Source organism: Shimia gijangensis (assembly GCF_900142085.1).
Lineage (GTDB): Bacteria > Pseudomonadota > Alphaproteobacteria > Rhodobacterales > Rhodobacteraceae > Shimia > Shimia gijangensis.
Genome location: NZ_FQZQ01000007.1, coordinates 54,719 through 70,235, shown reverse-complemented (window position 1 = coordinate 70,235; position 15,517 = coordinate 54,719). Strand labels below are relative to the sequence as shown.

The window sequence follows — 15,517 nt, the reverse complement described above, 5'->3', positions numbered from 1 at the left end:
GTCATCAAACCGATCCCAGCCGGATATCAAACTGTGCACGAATGGCAGTCTCTGCCGCCGAATCCAGATAGCCGGGATCAGGTTTGGCCAGAATTTCGCGCGCCCGTAGATTGGCCCGCGCCCAGGCATCTTTACGCCCCTGTTCCGACCAGGTGATTGGTGCATCGCGGTCGGCCATTTCCGGATAAAAGTAATCCCGTTCCATCGCAGCCATGGTCTGCGCTCCGCCAAGAAAATGCCCCTCGCCCATCACCGCCTCGACAATCGCATCATAACCCAGCGTGTCGTCACTCACCTCGATTCCGCGCAACGCGCGGTAGACATGGGCAAGCATGTCATTGTCCAACAGGAAGGCTTCAAAAGACACACCCAGCAGGGATGCGGTCATACCAGCGCTTTCGTAAATCAGATTGCCGCCAGCCAGCCCTGCGGCCATGGCCGAAATACCCTTTTCCATGCCATATTGTGCATCCAAAGACTTGGCATCTGTCATCGAACAGGCCACGCCAGACACCAGTCCCAGCCAATTGATCAACTGCGCCGATGCGGCATTCAGTACGCTGATTTCACCGCCACCGCCACAAAATGCCCCGGTACGAAGATCAATCACCAGTGGCCAATTTGAAAACACCATCGGATACCCCGGCGCATAGACATGCACCATCACCAGACTTGCCAGCGTTTCCGCCAGCGATTGCGCCAGAAACCCCGCCAGAGTCGCCGGGGCTGTTGCCCCGGATTGCGCGGCGGTGATGCAGCTCATCGGGATGTTATGGCGGATACATTCCAGCGCGACATCCACCGCGTCTTCTCCATAGCGCATTGGCGAAATCACCGGCGAAATATGCGCCTTGATCCATGGATGGCGCGCAAAACTTCCCGCGCCATCGGCGATCTCGACCATCTCAATAATGGGCGCGACGTTCTCGGCCACCGTGAAGGATGTGGCGACAGGTTTCGTCGTACCCTTCAAAAGCGCGAAAACCGTGTTCACATCCAGCAACAAATCGTCCGGCATATCCGTGGCAACACAACAGCGGGTGAACCAGCTGACATTCTCCAACCCATCTTGCAGACGGGTAAAGTCATAGAGGTCCTGCACAGTGGACGGGCGGTAGTCGCCGCTATCGAGATCCAAGGCCTGAACCGCTGCGCCACCGGTGCCAAAATGCACGCGGTCCCCCCCCACAGTGATCGAGCGCGCCGGGTCCCGCCCGTTCAATGTAAACTCGGATGGGGCCGCATCAATCGCCGCCGCAACCAAAGCCGGAGGAATTTGCACGCGCGCGCCATTAAGACGGGCACCCTGTGCCAATAGTTGATCACGAAGCCCATTCGGGACTTCGCCCATTCCCAGATCATCCAGCAACCGCAGCGCCATATTATAGATCGCCTGACAGTCTGCATGGCTCAGCGGAGTGTACTGCCCGCCAACTTGTCCAGGCGGACATGGGTTCACCGCGACAGGCGCGGCGCGCTGCAACAACTTCTCCCGACGGCCCGAACGGCGCTTTTTGACTGGTTTTTGGGAATTCATGAGACACTCGGTTTAAATAACCCGTTCAGCACATGTCACGCCTGCCCATTCGCGCAAGCCTGATGACATTTCATTTGGGAACAGAAATCCATAGTTTTCGATTTCCTTAATTGGCAAACGAGTATTTGCCCCAGTTGGCAGAATGGTTTTGAACTATTGATGATTTTCAACTCCGGAGACTGTCATGAAATCCACCACTCGCGTCGTTGTTATTGGCGGCGGCATCGCCGGATGTTCCACGCTTTACCACCTGACCCAGGAAGGCTGGACAGACGTGGTTCTGATCGAACGTAACGAGCTGACCAGCGGCACCACATGGCACTCTGCAGCACAGGTGACCAACTTTGGCATGAACCAGACCATGCTGGGCCTGAAATCGCATTCTATTGCCCTTTACCGCGAACTGGCGGCTGATCCGGACTATCCGGTTGGCTATCACTATGGCGACGGCGGCATTCGTCTGGCCAATACCGAAGCCCAGATGGATGGTTACCGGCATTTTGTGTCTCAGGCCGATGGCATGGGAGTCGAATTTGAAGTGATCGACGCGGCAGAATGTGCGCGACGCCACCCGTTGATCTCGACGGACAACCTTGTTGGTGGGCTGTGGGATCCACATGACGGGGATATTGACCCCGCGCAGCTATGTCAGGCACTGGCGCGACGCGCCCGCAAAGCCGAGGCCGAGGTTTACCGAAATACGCCTGTGACCGGTCTCACCCAACATCCCGATGACAGCTGGACCGTTCACACAGCGCAAGGCGACATCGACTGCGAAATCGTGGTGAATGCGGGCGGCTACCGGGTGAACGAAGTCGGGGCCATGATGGGGGTGCAGCATCCGGTTGCATCGATGGAGCATCAGTATTTTCTGACCGAAGACATCCCCGCCATTGCCGAGGCCGGGCACAGAATGCCACTGCTGCGCTGTCCGATCAGCGATTATTATTGCCGCCAAGAAAAGAACGGTCTTTTGGTGGGTTTTTATGAACAGGACTGCAAAACTTGGGGGCTCGACGGGATCGATCCGAATTTCGTAAATGCCTTGTGCCCGGATGATATCGACCGGGTGATGGACGTTCTGGAAGGGGCTTTTGCGCGCATGCCCGCCTTGCAGGAAACTGGCATTCGCACGGTGGTCAATGGCCCGATCACCTATACCATCGACGGCGCGCCTTTGGTGGGCCCGATCCCCGGCAAGCGCAACGCGTTTTGTATCATCGGCCTGCGCGCGGGCCTTGGCGAAGGCGGCGGCCATGGCTGGCTTTTGGCGCAACAAATTGTGCACGGAGAAGCTGTCTATGACACCTGGTGCCTGGATCCGCGCCGCTTTACCGGCCACGCCAATGTAGAACTCACTGCACTTAAGGCAATCGAAGACTACCAGAACGAATTCCGGTTTCATTTCCCGCATGAGCACCGCCCCGCCGGGCGCTTTGCCAAAACAACGCCCCTGACCCCGGTTCTTCAGGTCGAGGGCGCCAAATTCACCCCTGTGAACGGCTGGGAGCGGGCAGATTACTTCAAACCAACGCCGGATTTCCACGAAACCCATGGTTATCGCTTTAACGAGGCGTTTGATGTGGTCGCAGCCGAAGTCAAAGCTGTACAAAACGGCGTCGGCCTGACCGAGGTCAATGGCTTCAACCGCTTTGAAATCTCTGGCGCTGACGCGCTTGACTGGCTTGATACGATGTTTTGCGGATTTATCACCCGCAAACCGGGGCGCGTTGGCCTTGGATATATGCTGAACCACCACGGTTGCATCAAATCTGAAGCCACGATTGCCAATCTGCCGGACGGGCGCATCTGGTATGGCTCAGCCGCCGCATCCGAGTATCACGACATGGATTGGCTGACGGCCCACGCGCCCCAAGGTGTCGCGATCCGCAACCTGACCAACGACATCACCATTCTGGTTCTTGCCGGTCCCAAGGCCCGCGACGTTCTTTCGGCCACGTCACGTGGTGACTGGTCACCCTCTGCCTTCCCTTGGCTCTCGGTCCGCGAAGCCTTTATTGGCATCGCCCCCGCCGTGGTCATGGCGGTCAGCTTCTCAGGAGAGTTGGCCTATGAAATTCACGTCCCCAACGCCTCGCTCTTTGCGGCTTACTCTGCCCTGCGGGCAGCGGGCGCGGCGTACAACCTCACCCTGTTCGGAGCCCGCACGGTGGAATCCATGCGCCTCGAGAAAGGTTATCGCCACTGGAAGGCCGATCTGATCACCGAGTTTGATCCATTTGAATCTGATCTCGGGCGCTTTGTAAAAATGGACAAGCTCGATTTCATTGGCAAAGCTGCCCTGCAGGAACGCTTGAAGGCGCCATCAAACAAAACCTTCGCCACTCTCAGGCTCCAAACCTCAGATGCCCCGGCCCAACCCGGAAGTTCAATCCGTGCAGGTGGTAAGGTGATCGGCACCATCACCTCGGCGGACTGGGGTCACAGGGTTGGTGAAAACCTCGCCATGGGCTTTCTCGACAAAACTGACGCCCCTCTGACAGTGGATGTTCTTGGACAACCCGTTGTCGCAGAAATTGTAGCCCCCGCACGCTATGATCCAGCCGGTGATCTTGTACGCAGCTAGGCTTCAGCTCGCTCAAAATACTCCCGCCGGAGGGGTGCCCCGGATCGGCCTAAAGCGTGGTCGCCAGTCCCCGTGCACAGTGTTCGACAAGATCAAGTGCGCCGTCAAAGTCACGCGTGTAATAAGGATCGGGCACTTCATTCGCGTCGCTCCCGGCAGTATAATCGGTGAACAGGTGCACAGGCGTGTCATTTCCAACCGGTCGCAGGCGTTCGATATTGGCAAGGTTGGACGCATCCATGCCAATGATCAGATCAAAACGGTCAAAATCTGCGACCACAAACTGGCGCGCGCGCAGATCGGACAATTCATATCCGCGGGCGCGGGCTGCGGCCTGCATCGGACCATAGGGAGGCTCTCCAACATGCCATCTGCCAGTACCTGCGCTATCGGTTGCAACATCCGGTGCCATTAACCGAAACACCCCTTCTGCGGCTGGCGAACGGCAGATATTTCCAAGACAGACAAACAAAACTTTCATGATTTCTGTTTTCCTGCAGCGATCAACGCGTGCTGTCCGACTGTAACCACATCTGACGATCGTGCCCTTTGCAACATGGCACCCTGACGGGCAATGGCCTGAGCATAAAACTCGGCCTCCGTGCCTTCGCCAATTAAAACGACCTCTTGTCCCAACCAATAGGGACGCGTCGCAGCGAGTTCCGCTCCCATCAAAGCCCCCCATGACCGCCCCGGCGCGACATCCGCCTGTGCCAATTCGGTGGCCAGTTTTTCTGGACGGGACAAAGTGATGTCCAACCCCTTATCAAATCCTTCTTTGGAAATCACCGACAGGCTTTCCGCCAACTGCACCGTGACAAAGCTGGAAAAACTCACCACCTCGCCCGCACTTACGTGCGCCCAAAGCGTTCGCGCGCCGACCAAGCATACAACGCCGTCCCAATTGGGCCTTGCGGCAACAACACCCGCCAAAAGAACCACCTGCGCACCTGTGGCCCTGTCCGCCGGGCTTTCCTGCACCAACCCCGCGACCAAGCCCGCCACAGGTACAATCACCTTGCAGGGCACTTTGCGCGTCAGCTCACCCAGTTTCGCTGTTGGCAGTTCACTCATGTGGAGTCTCCTTTGGGTCCGTTTTCTCATGCCAGTGCCAGAGGTCAAGGCGCTTGTGGTTGGCATTGGCCCTTGCAACAATGCCCGCAACACAGGAAAACTCCAAAGGACCCCGCCAATGGCACATGATACGATCGTTATCCTCACTGGTGCCGGAATTTCTGCCGAAAGCGGGCTGGGTACCTTTCGCGACGAAGGTGGTCTGTGGGCGCAGCACCGGATCGAAGATGTCGCCACCCCCGAGGGGTTTTCGCGCGATCCCGATCTGGTGCACAATTTTTACAACGCGCGCCGCGTTCAGGCCGCACAAGCCACTCCAAATGCCGCCCATGACGCCCTTGCCCGACTGGAACGCGATCACCCCGGTGAGGTTCTGATTGTCACCCAGAATGTGGACTCTCTGCATGAAAAGGCAGGCTCCAGGAATGTTCTGCACATGCATGGGCTTTTGGCGGGCGCCCTCTGTCACACCTGCGATCATCGCTGGACAGCCCCGGACAATATGGCAAAATCAGACCCCTGCCCCGGTTGCGGCGCGCCAGCAACCCGGCCCGACGTGGTCTGGTTCGGAGAAATCCCCTATGGCATGGACCAGATCTACGCCGCACTGTCCAAAGCTGATCTCTTTGTTGCCATTGGTACTTCAGGGGAGGTCTACCCGGCGGCGGCCTTTGGACAAGAAGCCAGGCAGGCGGGCGCCCATACTGTCGAATTGAATCTTGCGCCCTCATCGCGCGTTTCAGACTTTGCCGAAACTCATTTTGGCCCTGCCACCCGTATCGTGCCAGACTGGGTCGCTCGCGAACGCGCCCGATAGCCGCCACAACGCAAACAGGCCGGGCATAACCCGGCCTGCGTTTCAACGAAGGCTCCCAACAGGAGCCCAAGGCGGAACGCGCCTTAGTTGTCCATGTTGTGATTCATCTGGCCATGCATGGCTTTGCGTTCCAGATCAACAGGCACTTCGATGGTCTTTTCACCGGCTTTTTCAAACACAAGAGTGACGCTGACCATATCTCCATGCTCCAGGGATTGGGTCAGCCCCATAAACATCACGTGATCACCACCACGCATCAGCATGTGGGTTTCACCGGCAGGAATCGCAAAGCCTTCGGGCACATGCATCATTTTCATGACGCCATCAGCGTTTTCCATATGAGTGTGCAGTTCGACCTTTTTGGCCACATCCGAGCGAACATCAATCAGCTGATCGTCTTCGTCACCGTGGTTCATAATCGCCATAAAGGCCGCGCCGGATTTGGACGACTTAGCCGACACACGTGCATAAGGGTCGTCGACCATGATCATGCTGTCGGCGAATGCTGGAACGGCAAGGAGGATAGCGGCCGCAGTTGCAGCAGCAATAGTTTTGAAGGACATCTCGTCTCTCCTGAAAATTGGGTATTGGATTATGGGTGTTAGGTATTGGAATGAACCAAAGCGGTTCAGACCAACGCAGGGGGTGCGCGGGCCGACGCTTCGACCACTCGAATCAGCTGAAACGACGCCTCATAAGTTGGCTCTGCCTTGCGTCCACGCACCTGCAGAGGCACCGCCAGGACAGGGACAGGTGCAACCGCATCCATCAGCGACAGACTAAACTCGGGGCAGATATGGGACGGACCGGTCGGATTGCCTTCGGCGTCCATCGGCGTCATCACCGGGCCTGTGCCCGTGCACAACTCCATGAAACCCGAGGCCGTGGGCATGACGCGTGCAATTGCCATGCTGTGCCCGGTCAACACCAGCACAGCCACCAGCAGAATCACGATCTGATTGCGCAGCCAAGTCATGAGGTTGATATAGACCTTCCTGCGCCGGAAGGTGAAGCGACAAAAGGAAACAGCCCCGCCTGAATTTCAGGCAGGGCCGTCTTCACTGTCCGATCGTCAAAAACTTAAGCGGTTGCCGCTTGAGCTTTCGCAATCTCTTTTTTAACTTTCAGCGCGTTGGCTGACAGTTCTTCATCTTTGGACTTCGCCATGAAGGCGTCCAAACCACCGCGGTGGTCAACAGTGCGCAGGGCAGCTGCCGAGATGCGCAGTTTTACGCCACGACCCAGAATTTCGGACTGCAGTGTCACGTCATTCAGGTTCGGCAGAAAACGGCGGCGGGTACGGTTTTTGGCGTGGCTGACATTGTTGCCAGACATAGGGCCTTTTCCGGTCAATTCGCAACGACGCGACATGGCTTCATCCTCGTTTTACTTGGTCACGGGAGATCGGCCCCCGTCAATGCAAAGGGGCGCCGACGAACAGCGCCCGTAAATTCGTTCGCGGTCATTAGGCCGAAAACCGGGGGGCGTCAAGTGATTCAGGCAAAGCTTTTTGGCAGAAGCCCGCTGTTTTCCACAAATGCCACAAGCGCCGCGACGGCTTGCGCCAAACCGCACACATTTCGGGGTATTTTCCAAAATGGCGGCATTATCTGGCCGAGATATTGAGAATTCTCAATACGCTATCTGCGGCGGCCGAAGGCGTAACGTCTCCGGTGGCCACACGCGTTTCCAATGCGGCAATCGCCTCTTTGGCCTCGCCTTGCTGCAGTCGGGCGAGCAATCCTTGTTTCACCTCTTCGTGGAACCAGAAACTTGCCTGCTGCGCACGCCTCTGATCCCAGTGCCCTGTTTCGCGCCGCCAATTGATCAGGGTTGTCATTTCTTCCCAGGCTGTCTCAAGCCCGGCCTTCTCGACAGCTGAAACCGTCATGGCTTTGGGAAAGCCTTGTGGGTCCTGTGGGCGTTTTCGCAACAGGCGCAAGGCACCCGCATAGTCGGCGCAGGTGCGCATGGCTGTGGTTTTCAGATCGCCGTCCGCCTTGTTCACCAGTATGATATCGGCCATTTCCATGATGCCGCGCTTCACTCCTTGCAATTCGTCGCCACCCGCCGGGGCCAGCAACAACAAGAACAGATCGGACATTTCGGCGACAACGGTCTCGGATTGTCCGACCCCCACCGTTTCGATCAACACCACGTCAAAGCCAGCTGCCTCGCACAGTGCCACAGCCTCGCGTGTACGGCGCGCCACGCCCCCCAGATGGGTCTGGCTGGGGGATGGGCGAATAAAGGCATTGGGATCGCGGCTGAGAAATTCCATCCGGGTTTTGTCGCCAAGGATCGACCCACCGGATCGCGCAGATGACGGGTCTACGGCCAGAACCGCAACCCGCAATCCCGAAGCCGTCAGCATCATGCCAAAGCTTTCGATGAATGTGGATTTCCCCACACCCGGCGTCCCCGACAGACCAATACGCAAGGACTGCTTTCCAGCCCCCCTCAGCGCTTCCAAAAGTTCAGAGGCCTGCGCACGGTGGTCGGCGCGTGCACTTTCCACCAGCGTAATCGCCCTTGCGAGCGCCCTTCGGTCCTGTTTCAGTATCTTGTCGCGAAAATCTGCGATATCCATCTAAGTACCTGTTCAACCATCTGCGCTTTTTGCGCCTGTCCTATAGGGTGATTACATGCCTTGCTCAGCCCCGAAAAGTCCAGAGCGCGACAGATGCAGACCGCATTTTAGAAAACTTGCGCTGCAATGCGCCGCAGCGCTTGTGCTTGGCACGTTGCCCGCCAAAGCGGATCAACTGTGGTCCGTGCACGGGTTTGGCATCAAAGTTGGCGAAATGCAGGTGCGCATGGCGCAAACCGGTGAAACCTACAAAGGCAGCGGCAGTTTTCGCACCACCGGACTGGCCGGGGTTCTGGCCCGGATTCATTTTGACGTTTCCGCCAAAGGCACGCTGACAGGGGACATGCTGCGCCCCAAAGCCTACAAAGGCAGCATCAACACCGGAAAGCGCAAATCGCAGACCACTTTGGAGTATTCCACCGGCATCCCCCGTAAGACCGCAGGCAAAGATGCACCCGCCGTTCCGATTGATCCTGATCGCCTGAACGGTGCGATCGATCCGATGACAATGATGTGGCTGACACTGCGCGACAGCGAAGCTCCCACATGCGTCTTTGATCAGACCCAGTTTGACGGCACACGCCTGACCGCCATTCGCCTGACCAGACGTGAAGACGACGATGACGATATCATTTGTCACGGCAGCTATGATCGGCTTGGCGGGTATTCGCAGGCCGAACTGGATGAGATGTCGACCTCGCCCCTGTCGATCACATACCGCAAGTCTGGCGACACATGGCGCACCGTGCGGGTCTATGTGCGCACCCGTCATGGTCCGGCGACATTGCACCGGCGCGATTGACCTCATGACAACGCTTCCCATTCATGACGCGCTTGACCCGCTGATCGCTGCCTTGCGAAGCCGGGGACGCGCTGTACTACAGGCCCCGCCTGGTGCCGGAAAGACCACTGTGGTGCCTTTGACCATGTTGGACGCCAAGCTGACGGATGGCAAAATTCTAATGCTCGAACCACGCCGGCTGGCCGCCCGCGCGGCCGCTGAACGCATGGCGCAGACCTTGGGCGAGAAACCTGGTGATACCGTGGGCTACCGGGTGCGTGGAGAAAGCCGGGTCGGCAAAAATACCCGCATCGAAGTTGTCACCGAAGGCATCCTGACCCGCATGATCCAAACAGATGCGGAATTGTCTGGCATCGGTGCAGTGATCTTTGATGAATTTCACGAACGCTCCCTGAATGCTGATCTTGGTCTTGCGCTCTGCCTTGAGATCGCGGGCGCACTGCGGGACGATCTGATGCTCCTGGCGATGTCTGCCACGCTGGACGCCGCCCCGGTTGCCGCGCTCATGGGCGACGTTCCGGTCATCACTTCGCAAGGGCGCAGTTTTCCAGTTGTGACCCGTTGGCTGGATCGCCCGTTGGACAAAAAGGAACGGCTTGAGCAGGCTACGGCACGCCTCGTTACTCAGGCGATTGCCGAAACGGACGGCGGGGTTTTGGTTTTCCTGCCCGGAGAAGGTGAAATTCGCCGCACGCAGTCTTTGCTGAAACTGCCCGCTGACTGTCACATCCACCCGCTCTATGGTGCGATGCCATTCAAGGATCAGCAGGCCGCAATCCGTCCCATTGATCAGGGCCGCAAAGTGGTTTTGGCCACATCCATTGCCGAGACCTCACTGACCATTCAGGACGTTCGCGTGGTTGTGGACGCAGGTCGGGCCCGTCGCGCGCGGTTTGATCCGGGCTCTGGCATGTCACGGCTTGTCACGGAACGGGTAACACGCGCCGAAGCCACGCAACGCCAAGGGCGTGCAGGACGTGTCGCCGAGGGCACCTGTTACTGTCTCTGGACCAAAGGTGAGGAAGGCGGGCTGTTGCCGTTTCCACCTGCCGAAATTCAGGCCGCTGACCTGACCGGGCTGGCATTAGAATTGGCACTGTGGGGGACGACCCCGGAGGATCTGGATTTTCTGACACCCCCCAACACTGGCACCTATAGCGAGGCACAAAATGTCCTAAGGATGTTGGGAGCGCTGGACGACGACAACCGGATCACCGCGCACGGAAAGCAATTGGCGACGACACCGGTACACCCCCGCTTGGCGCATATGTTGGCTGTGGCCGGAAAACAGGCCGCCCCGGTAGCAGCCCTGTTGGCCGCCCGTGATCCGCTTGGACGGGGTGTGCCAATTGACCTGTCTTTGCGACTTGAAGCGCTGAAAGACCTGAAAGTCTTTAATGATAGATATTCCTATGTCGTGAACCGCGCCGCGTTGCATAGCATCCGCGATGAAGCCAAACGGCTGACCCGCAACGCACCTGACAAACCCGCTCTAAGCCCAGGCGAAATGGTTGCCCTGGCCTATCCTGACCGCGTGGGTAAGCGGCGCGACACCAAAGAACACCGGTTTGCCCTGTCAGGCGGCAAGGGCGCCATCGTTGAGGACGGCGAAGGCATGGGATCCGCTACCTATCTCGTGGTGGCAGACACCGACGGCAATCCGCGTGAAGCGCGCGTGCGCCTTGCAGCTCGGCTTACGTTTCAGGAAATTCGCGACCTTTTCGCCGACCATTTGCAGTGGCATCACCACTGTGCATGGTCCAAACGAGACCGACAGGTACAAGTGCGTCAGCAAGAGCGCTTTGGTGCGCTGGTCCTTCAGGACCGCAACTGGAAAGACGCACCAGATGACGTGATCGCACAAGCCATGCTGGACGGTGTGCGCGATCTCGACATAACGCTTTCTGCGCCTGCACGTCGCTTTGTCGCGCGGGTCGAATTGTTGCGCGAGGCGGGCCATGATCTACCCGATATGTCGCCAGAGGCTTTGATGGACACGATCTCTGATTGGCTTTTGCCACATCTGCGTGGTGTGAAAACCGCCGATCACTGGAAACGTTTTGATCTGCTGGCCCCATTGCGCGCAAGGCTTGATTGGAACCAGATGCAACTGGTGGATCAAAAGGCGCCCGCCCATTTCACCACGCCATTGGCGCGAAAAATCCCGATAGACTACTCTGGTGAGCACCCTGAGATCACACTACGGCTGCAAGAAATGTTCGGACAAACACAGCATCCCGTGGTGGGCCACACTCCGTTGCGTGTAACGCTGTTGTCACCCGCCGGACGTCCAGTTCAGACCACGATGGACATCCCCGGTTTCTGGGCGAGTTCTTATGCCGATGTGCGCAAAGATATGCGTGGACGTTACCCCAAACACCCTTGGCCCGAAGACCCGACACAGGCCGATCCAACTCTGCGCGTAAAACGCCGAAGCACGTGAAATTCCTTAGAAAATAGGGACGTGACTTGCAAATTTGCCTGAACCAGCGTATATACTTAACACCGATAACGAAAAAAATAACGACGAGAAGAGCGGTATAATCAAATGACAGATGCACTTAGAAACGCGCTGACCAGCGTGGTCGGCCCCCTTTTGCGCCGCCCAAAACGGCTTCAGGTTGCGGCGATTTGCTATCGTTCCGAAAGTGCCGGAAAAAAAGTGTTGCTGATCACCAGCCGCGACAGTCGGCGTTGGGTTGTTCCCAAAGGCTGGCCGATGGATGGGTATGACGCCCCAGGCGCCGCAATGCAGGAAGCTTGGGAAGAAGCAGGCGTTGTTGAGGGCAATATCAACCGCGAGCCGGTTGGCACTTACGATTATGACAAGCAACTCGACAATGGCGCCGAAGTGCCCGTCGAAACCACCGTGTTTACGGTCGAAGTTAAAAGGCTGGAAGACGAGTTTCCTGAGGCCTCTGAGCGCGAGCGCAAATGGGTGTCGCCGCAGGAAGCTGCTCAGCTTGTGGAAGAGCCGGGCTTGCAGGAAATACTGCGACAATTGTGACAGTTTTCTGAACGTTTTTTAACAGCCCTGTTGCCCCGACTCGATTTCCGGTTTACCGCGACGTCGAGTTAAGGGGATGCTGGCTGATGACTTCGGAACAACCTGGGAAAAACTGGTCCACACTGGACAAAGACCTCAACAAGATTTCCAACTTTGAATATGCGACTGCCTATGTGGCACGCCCTATGGTTGGGCTTGGAATTGCGTTACTTTTCATCATCATAGCTGCTTTTGCCGCCGGTCTGTTTTTTGGTGATTTCCCCTCCAACATGGTTGTGATCGCAGCCGCAGCAGTTGGCGCCTATATGGCGATCAACATTGGCGCGAACGATGTCGCCAACAACATGGGCCCGGCTGTTGGGGCAAATGCGCTGACAATGGGTGGTGCGATTGCCATTGCCGCTTTCTTTGAAAGTGCTGGGGCACTTTTGGCAGGCGGAGACGTTGTGTCGACCATTTCCAAAGGCATCATTGACCCTGCTGGCATTGCCAATGCGCGCGTCTTTATTTGGGCGATGATGGCCGCTCTGATTTCGTCTGCAGTCTGGGTTAACATGGCGACTTTTGTCGGCGCGCCGGTCTCGACCACGCACTCGGTTGTGGGTGGTGTTATGGGGGCTGGCATCGCCGCTGCCGGATTTGCCGCCGTGAACTGGCCGACAATGGGCAAGATTGCCGCCAGCTGGGTGATTTCCCCGGTTCTGGGCGGGGCAATTGCCGCCGGATTTCTGGCCTTCATCAAGGCCTATATCATCTATCAGGATGACAAGATTGCCGCCGCACGCCGCTGGGTTCCCGTTTTGATTGCCATCATGGCAGCAGCATTTTCGGCCTATCTGGCGCTCAAAGGCTTGAAGCGCATCATCAAGATCGACATCCAGACCGCGCTGTTAATCGGCCTTGGCATCGGTGCGTTGACCTATTTCATCTCCAAACCGCTGATCCGCCGACAATCCGAAGGGCTGGAAAATCGCAACAAATCTCTCAAGATTCTGTTCGGCATTCCACTGGTATTTTCTGCCGCGCTATTGTCGTTTGCACACGGCGCCAACGATGTCGCCAACGCGGTTGGCCCGCTTGCTGCGATTGTGCATGCGTCCGAGTTTGGCGATTTTGCCGCCAAAGTATCGATCCCATCCTGGGTGATGATTATCGGAGCGTTTGGGATTTCCTTTGGTTTGTTTCTGTTTGGCCCCAAGCTGATCCGCATGGTGGGTGAACAGATCACCAAACTGAACCCTATGCGCGCTTACTGTGTGGCACTGTCGGCCGCGATTACCGTTATCGTCGCGTCCTGGTTGGGCTTGCCGGTGTCGTCCACACACATCGCCGTGGGTGGCGTGTTCGGGGTTGGCTTTTTCCGCGAATGGCACGCGGAGCGTCGCCTGCGCAAATCTGCACAAGCCCGTCCTCAGGCCAAGCGTATTGCGTCAGAAGAGCGCCGCCGACGCAAATTGGTGCGCCGCAGTCACTTTATGACCATCGTCGCCGCATGGGTCATCACCGTGCCCGCCGCCGCGATCATGTCGGCTGTGATCTTCCTGGTCTTAAACAGCGTCGTCGCTTAAACGAAAAAGAGGCGCTATGCAGCGCCTCTCCTTTCTTGCATCGGCTTCACCGGTGGTTACGCGGACCATGGCCCGTGGTGTTTTCCCGGTTGATCAACTCGCTCAAACCCATGCGCGCCAAAGAAATCACGCTGGGCCTGAATGAGGTTGGCGGTGCCACGTGCATGACGCAGGCTGTCATACCAAGCCAAAACCGCGCTTAATGCAGGGGCTGGCAAACCAGCCACCACAGCCGCCGACACCACCCTACGCAAGGCCGGAATGCCTTTGGCCAGTCTTTCGGCCATCACGGGCGCTAAAATCAGCGCCCGTGATGGCGGGTCGGCGCGAATGGCATCCGAAAGATCATCCAACAAAGCTGAGCGTATGATGCATCCTGCGCGCCAGATTTCAGCGATCCGTGCCAAATCAAGGTCCCAGGCAAACTCGTCCGAAGCGGCCTGCATCACCGCGAACCCTTGGGCATGGGCCAATATTCGAGCCGCTTCAAAGCCCAGCGCCATATCCTGCCCTGAGGGTTTTTCGTATCCGATCTCCCCGCCTTCCAGAGTATCAGAGGCGGCGATCCGCAAGTCTTTGTCAGCCGACCATCCACGCGCGCCAACTGCCGCTTCGATCCCATTCGCCGATTGGCCAAGCTTAAGGGCTTCAATCACTGTCCAGCGCCCCGTGCCCTTTTGGCCCGCGCGATCTTCGATTACATCCACCATGGCAGACCCTGTTTCAGGGTCGACAGCAGCTAGAACCTCGCCAGTGGCTTCAATCAAATAACTGCGCAATGGACCATCGTTCCACTTGCAAAACTGCGCGCCGATCCGAGCGGCATTCCAGCCATCACCATCCCTCAACAGGCCGTAAACCTCTGCAATCATTTGCATATCGGCATATTCAATACCGTTGTGTATGGTCTTGACAAAATGACCTGCCCCGTCAGGGCCCAGATGATCCACACAAGGCGCGCTCTGAAACTTTGCCGAGATCGCCTCGGCCATGGGGCGCAATTGTTGCCAGCTATGCGCTGTGCCACCAACCATCATCGACGGTCCAAATCGCGCGCCCTCTTCGCCGCCAGAGACACCCATACCGACGAAATGCAGCCCCTTGCCTTCGAGTTCTGAAAACCGGCGCCGAGTGTCGTTGAAATCGGCATTCCCACCGTCAATGATCGTGTCTCCCGCCTCTAACAAAGGCGCGATCACACCGATCATTTGATCCAAGGGCGTTCCGGACGGGATCATGAACAAGATGACTCTGGGTGTTTTCAGAGACAAGACAAAGTCTTCAAGCGTCTCGCAGGGCTGAATACTCGGGCCCAGCGCACCGGCCTCTGTGATGAAATCCGAAATCCATGGAAGTTCGCGGTTGCTGACGGCAACCCGGAAACCATGCTCGGCAATATTCAACGCCAAGGCGCTGCCCATCGTGCCCAACCCATAGACCCCGATATCCGCCTTTGTCATGAGGCTGTGTTCCCGCGCTTTTAACGTTAGTCACAATGTTGCGACGGAATGCGGAAGGTCGCAACCCTGTTGTCA

Annotated in this window: 14 protein-coding genes; 6 read left to right on the top strand and 8 right to left on the bottom strand. The window is 57.4% G+C overall.

Features of this window, described 5'->3' with window-relative positions; translation table 11 throughout:
- Positions 1 to 4: 4 nt before the first annotated feature.
- Positions 5 to 1,537, bottom strand: coding sequence for a trimethylamine methyltransferase family protein (locus BUC32_RS07905; protein WP_073251385.1), 1,533 nt, complete (start codon positions 1,535 to 1,537; stop codon positions 5 to 7).
- Between the two features lie 184 nt (positions 1,538 to 1,721).
- Here BUC32_RS07905 and BUC32_RS07900 point away from each other — a divergent pair, with 184 nt between their 5' ends.
- Positions 1,722 to 4,124 (top strand): GcvT family protein, encoded by a 2,403-nt coding sequence (locus tag BUC32_RS07900; RefSeq protein ID WP_073251383.1) that lies wholly within the window; start codon positions 1,722 to 1,724, stop codon positions 4,122 to 4,124.
- Between the two features lie 49 nt (positions 4,125 to 4,173).
- Here BUC32_RS07900 and BUC32_RS07895 read toward each other — a convergent pair whose 3' ends face one another.
- Both BUC32_RS07895 and BUC32_RS07890 read right to left on the bottom strand, forming a co-directional pair.
- Complete coding sequence (locus BUC32_RS07895) at positions 4,174 to 4,605, bottom strand: low molecular weight protein-tyrosine-phosphatase (RefSeq protein ID WP_073251381.1); 432 nt, start codon at positions 4,603 to 4,605, stop codon at positions 4,174 to 4,176.
- On the bottom strand, positions 4,602 to 5,198 hold the full coding sequence (locus BUC32_RS07890) for a 2-dehydro-3-deoxygalactonokinase (protein ID WP_073251379.1): 597 nt from the start codon (positions 5,196 to 5,198) through the stop codon (positions 4,602 to 4,604). The genes BUC32_RS07895 and BUC32_RS07890 overlap by 4 nt, the downstream gene beginning before the upstream one ends.
- Before the next feature lie 118 nt (positions 5,199 to 5,316).
- On the opposite strand from BUC32_RS07890, the gene BUC32_RS07885 reads away from it, so the two are divergent.
- A complete protein-coding gene (locus BUC32_RS07885) occupies positions 5,317 to 6,015 on the top strand; it encodes an NAD-dependent deacylase (RefSeq protein ID WP_073251583.1) in 699 nt (232 codons plus the stop codon).
- Positions 6,016 to 6,098: 83 nt separating this feature from the next.
- On the opposite strand, the gene BUC32_RS07880 is transcribed toward BUC32_RS07885, so the two are convergent.
- The 4 genes from BUC32_RS07880 to meaB all read right to left on the bottom strand — a co-directional run bounded on the left by BUC32_RS07880 (position 6,099) and on the right by meaB (position 8,605).
- Positions 6,099 to 6,578: a copper chaperone PCu(A)C gene (locus tag BUC32_RS07880; RefSeq protein ID WP_073251377.1), complete on the bottom strand. Its 480-nt coding sequence runs from the start codon at positions 6,576 to 6,578 to the stop codon at positions 6,099 to 6,101.
- A 65-nt stretch (positions 6,579 to 6,643) separates the two neighbouring features.
- Complete coding sequence (locus tag BUC32_RS07875; RefSeq protein WP_073251375.1) at positions 6,644 to 6,991, bottom strand: hypothetical protein; 348 nt, start codon at positions 6,989 to 6,991, stop codon at positions 6,644 to 6,646.
- Between the two features lie 104 nt (positions 6,992 to 7,095).
- Entirely contained in the window at positions 7,096 to 7,386 is a 291-nt protein-coding gene (gene rpmB, locus BUC32_RS07870) for a 50S ribosomal protein L28 (RefSeq protein WP_073251373.1), read from the bottom strand.
- Positions 7,387 to 7,621: 235 nt separating this feature from the next.
- Positions 7,622 to 8,605, bottom strand: coding sequence for a methylmalonyl Co-A mutase-associated GTPase MeaB (gene meaB, locus BUC32_RS07865; RefSeq protein WP_073251371.1), 984 nt, complete (start codon positions 8,603 to 8,605; stop codon positions 7,622 to 7,624).
- A gap of 55 nt (positions 8,606 to 8,660) precedes the next feature.
- Here meaB and BUC32_RS07860 point away from each other — a divergent pair, with 55 nt between their 5' ends.
- From BUC32_RS07860 to BUC32_RS07845, 4 genes are all read left to right on the top strand, one after another.
- Positions 8,661 to 9,407 (top strand): DUF3108 domain-containing protein, encoded by a 747-nt coding sequence (locus BUC32_RS07860; protein WP_083599274.1) that lies wholly within the window; start codon positions 8,661 to 8,663, stop codon positions 9,405 to 9,407.
- A gap of 4 nt (positions 9,408 to 9,411) precedes the next feature.
- Entirely contained in the window at positions 9,412 to 11,850 is a 2,439-nt protein-coding gene (gene hrpB / locus BUC32_RS07855) for an ATP-dependent helicase HrpB (RefSeq protein ID WP_073251366.1), read from the top strand.
- Between the two features lie 105 nt (positions 11,851 to 11,955).
- Positions 11,956 to 12,414: an NUDIX hydrolase gene (locus BUC32_RS07850; RefSeq protein WP_073251364.1), complete on the top strand. Its 459-nt coding sequence runs from the start codon at positions 11,956 to 11,958 to the stop codon at positions 12,412 to 12,414.
- Between the two features lie 86 nt (positions 12,415 to 12,500).
- A complete protein-coding gene (locus BUC32_RS07845) occupies positions 12,501 to 13,982 on the top strand; it encodes an inorganic phosphate transporter (RefSeq protein ID WP_073251363.1) in 1,482 nt (493 codons plus the stop codon).
- 56 nt (positions 13,983 to 14,038) lie between these two features.
- On the opposite strand, the gene gndA is transcribed toward BUC32_RS07845, so the two are convergent.
- Positions 14,039 to 15,442, bottom strand: a complete 1,404-nt coding sequence (gndA, locus tag BUC32_RS07840) for an NADP-dependent phosphogluconate dehydrogenase (RefSeq protein ID WP_073251361.1) — start codon at positions 15,440 to 15,442, stop codon at positions 14,039 to 14,041.
- Between the last annotated feature and the right edge of the window lie 75 nt (positions 15,443 to 15,517).

Excerpts from the sequence above, each read along its gene's own strand:
- BUC32_RS07905 (WP_073251385.1), bottom strand. The coding sequence starts at position 1,537 with ATGAATTCCCAAAAACCAGTCAAAAAGCGCCGTTCGGGCCGTCGGGAG.
- BUC32_RS07895 (WP_073251381.1), bottom strand. The coding sequence starts at position 4,605 with ATGAAAGTTTTGTTTGTCTGTCTTGGAAATATCTGCCGTTCGCCAGCC.
- BUC32_RS07860 (WP_083599274.1), top strand. The coding sequence starts at position 8,661 with ATGCCTTGCTCAGCCCCGAAAAGTCCAGAGCGCGACAGATGCAGACCG.
- BUC32_RS07885 (WP_073251583.1), top strand. The coding sequence starts at position 5,317 with ATGGCACATGATACGATCGTTATCCTCACTGGTGCCGGAATTTCTGCC.
- BUC32_RS07880 (WP_073251377.1), bottom strand. The coding sequence starts at position 6,578 with ATGTCCTTCAAAACTATTGCTGCTGCAACTGCGGCCGCTATCCTCCTT.
- meaB (WP_073251371.1), bottom strand. The coding sequence starts at position 8,605 with ATGGATATCGCAGATTTTCGCGACAAGATACTGAAACAGGACCGAAGG.
- BUC32_RS07890 (WP_073251379.1), bottom strand. The coding sequence starts at position 5,198 with ATGAGTGAACTGCCAACAGCGAAACTGGGTGAGCTGACGCGCAAAGTG.
- BUC32_RS07900 (WP_073251383.1), top strand. The coding sequence starts at position 1,722 with ATGAAATCCACCACTCGCGTCGTTGTTATTGGCGGCGGCATCGCCGGA.
- rpmB (WP_073251373.1), bottom strand. The coding sequence starts at position 7,386 with ATGTCGCGTCGTTGCGAATTGACCGGAAAAGGCCCTATGTCTGGCAAC.
- gndA (WP_073251361.1), bottom strand. The coding sequence starts at position 15,442 with ATGACAAAGGCGGATATCGGGGTCTATGGGTTGGGCACGATGGGCAGC.
- BUC32_RS07875 (WP_073251375.1), bottom strand. The coding sequence starts at position 6,991 with ATGACTTGGCTGCGCAATCAGATCGTGATTCTGCTGGTGGCTGTGCTG.
- hrpB (WP_073251366.1), top strand. The coding sequence starts at position 9,412 with ATGACAACGCTTCCCATTCATGACGCGCTTGACCCGCTGATCGCTGCC.
- BUC32_RS07845 (WP_073251363.1), top strand. The coding sequence starts at position 12,501 with ATGACTTCGGAACAACCTGGGAAAAACTGGTCCACACTGGACAAAGAC.
- BUC32_RS07850 (WP_073251364.1), top strand. The coding sequence starts at position 11,956 with ATGACAGATGCACTTAGAAACGCGCTGACCAGCGTGGTCGGCCCCCTT.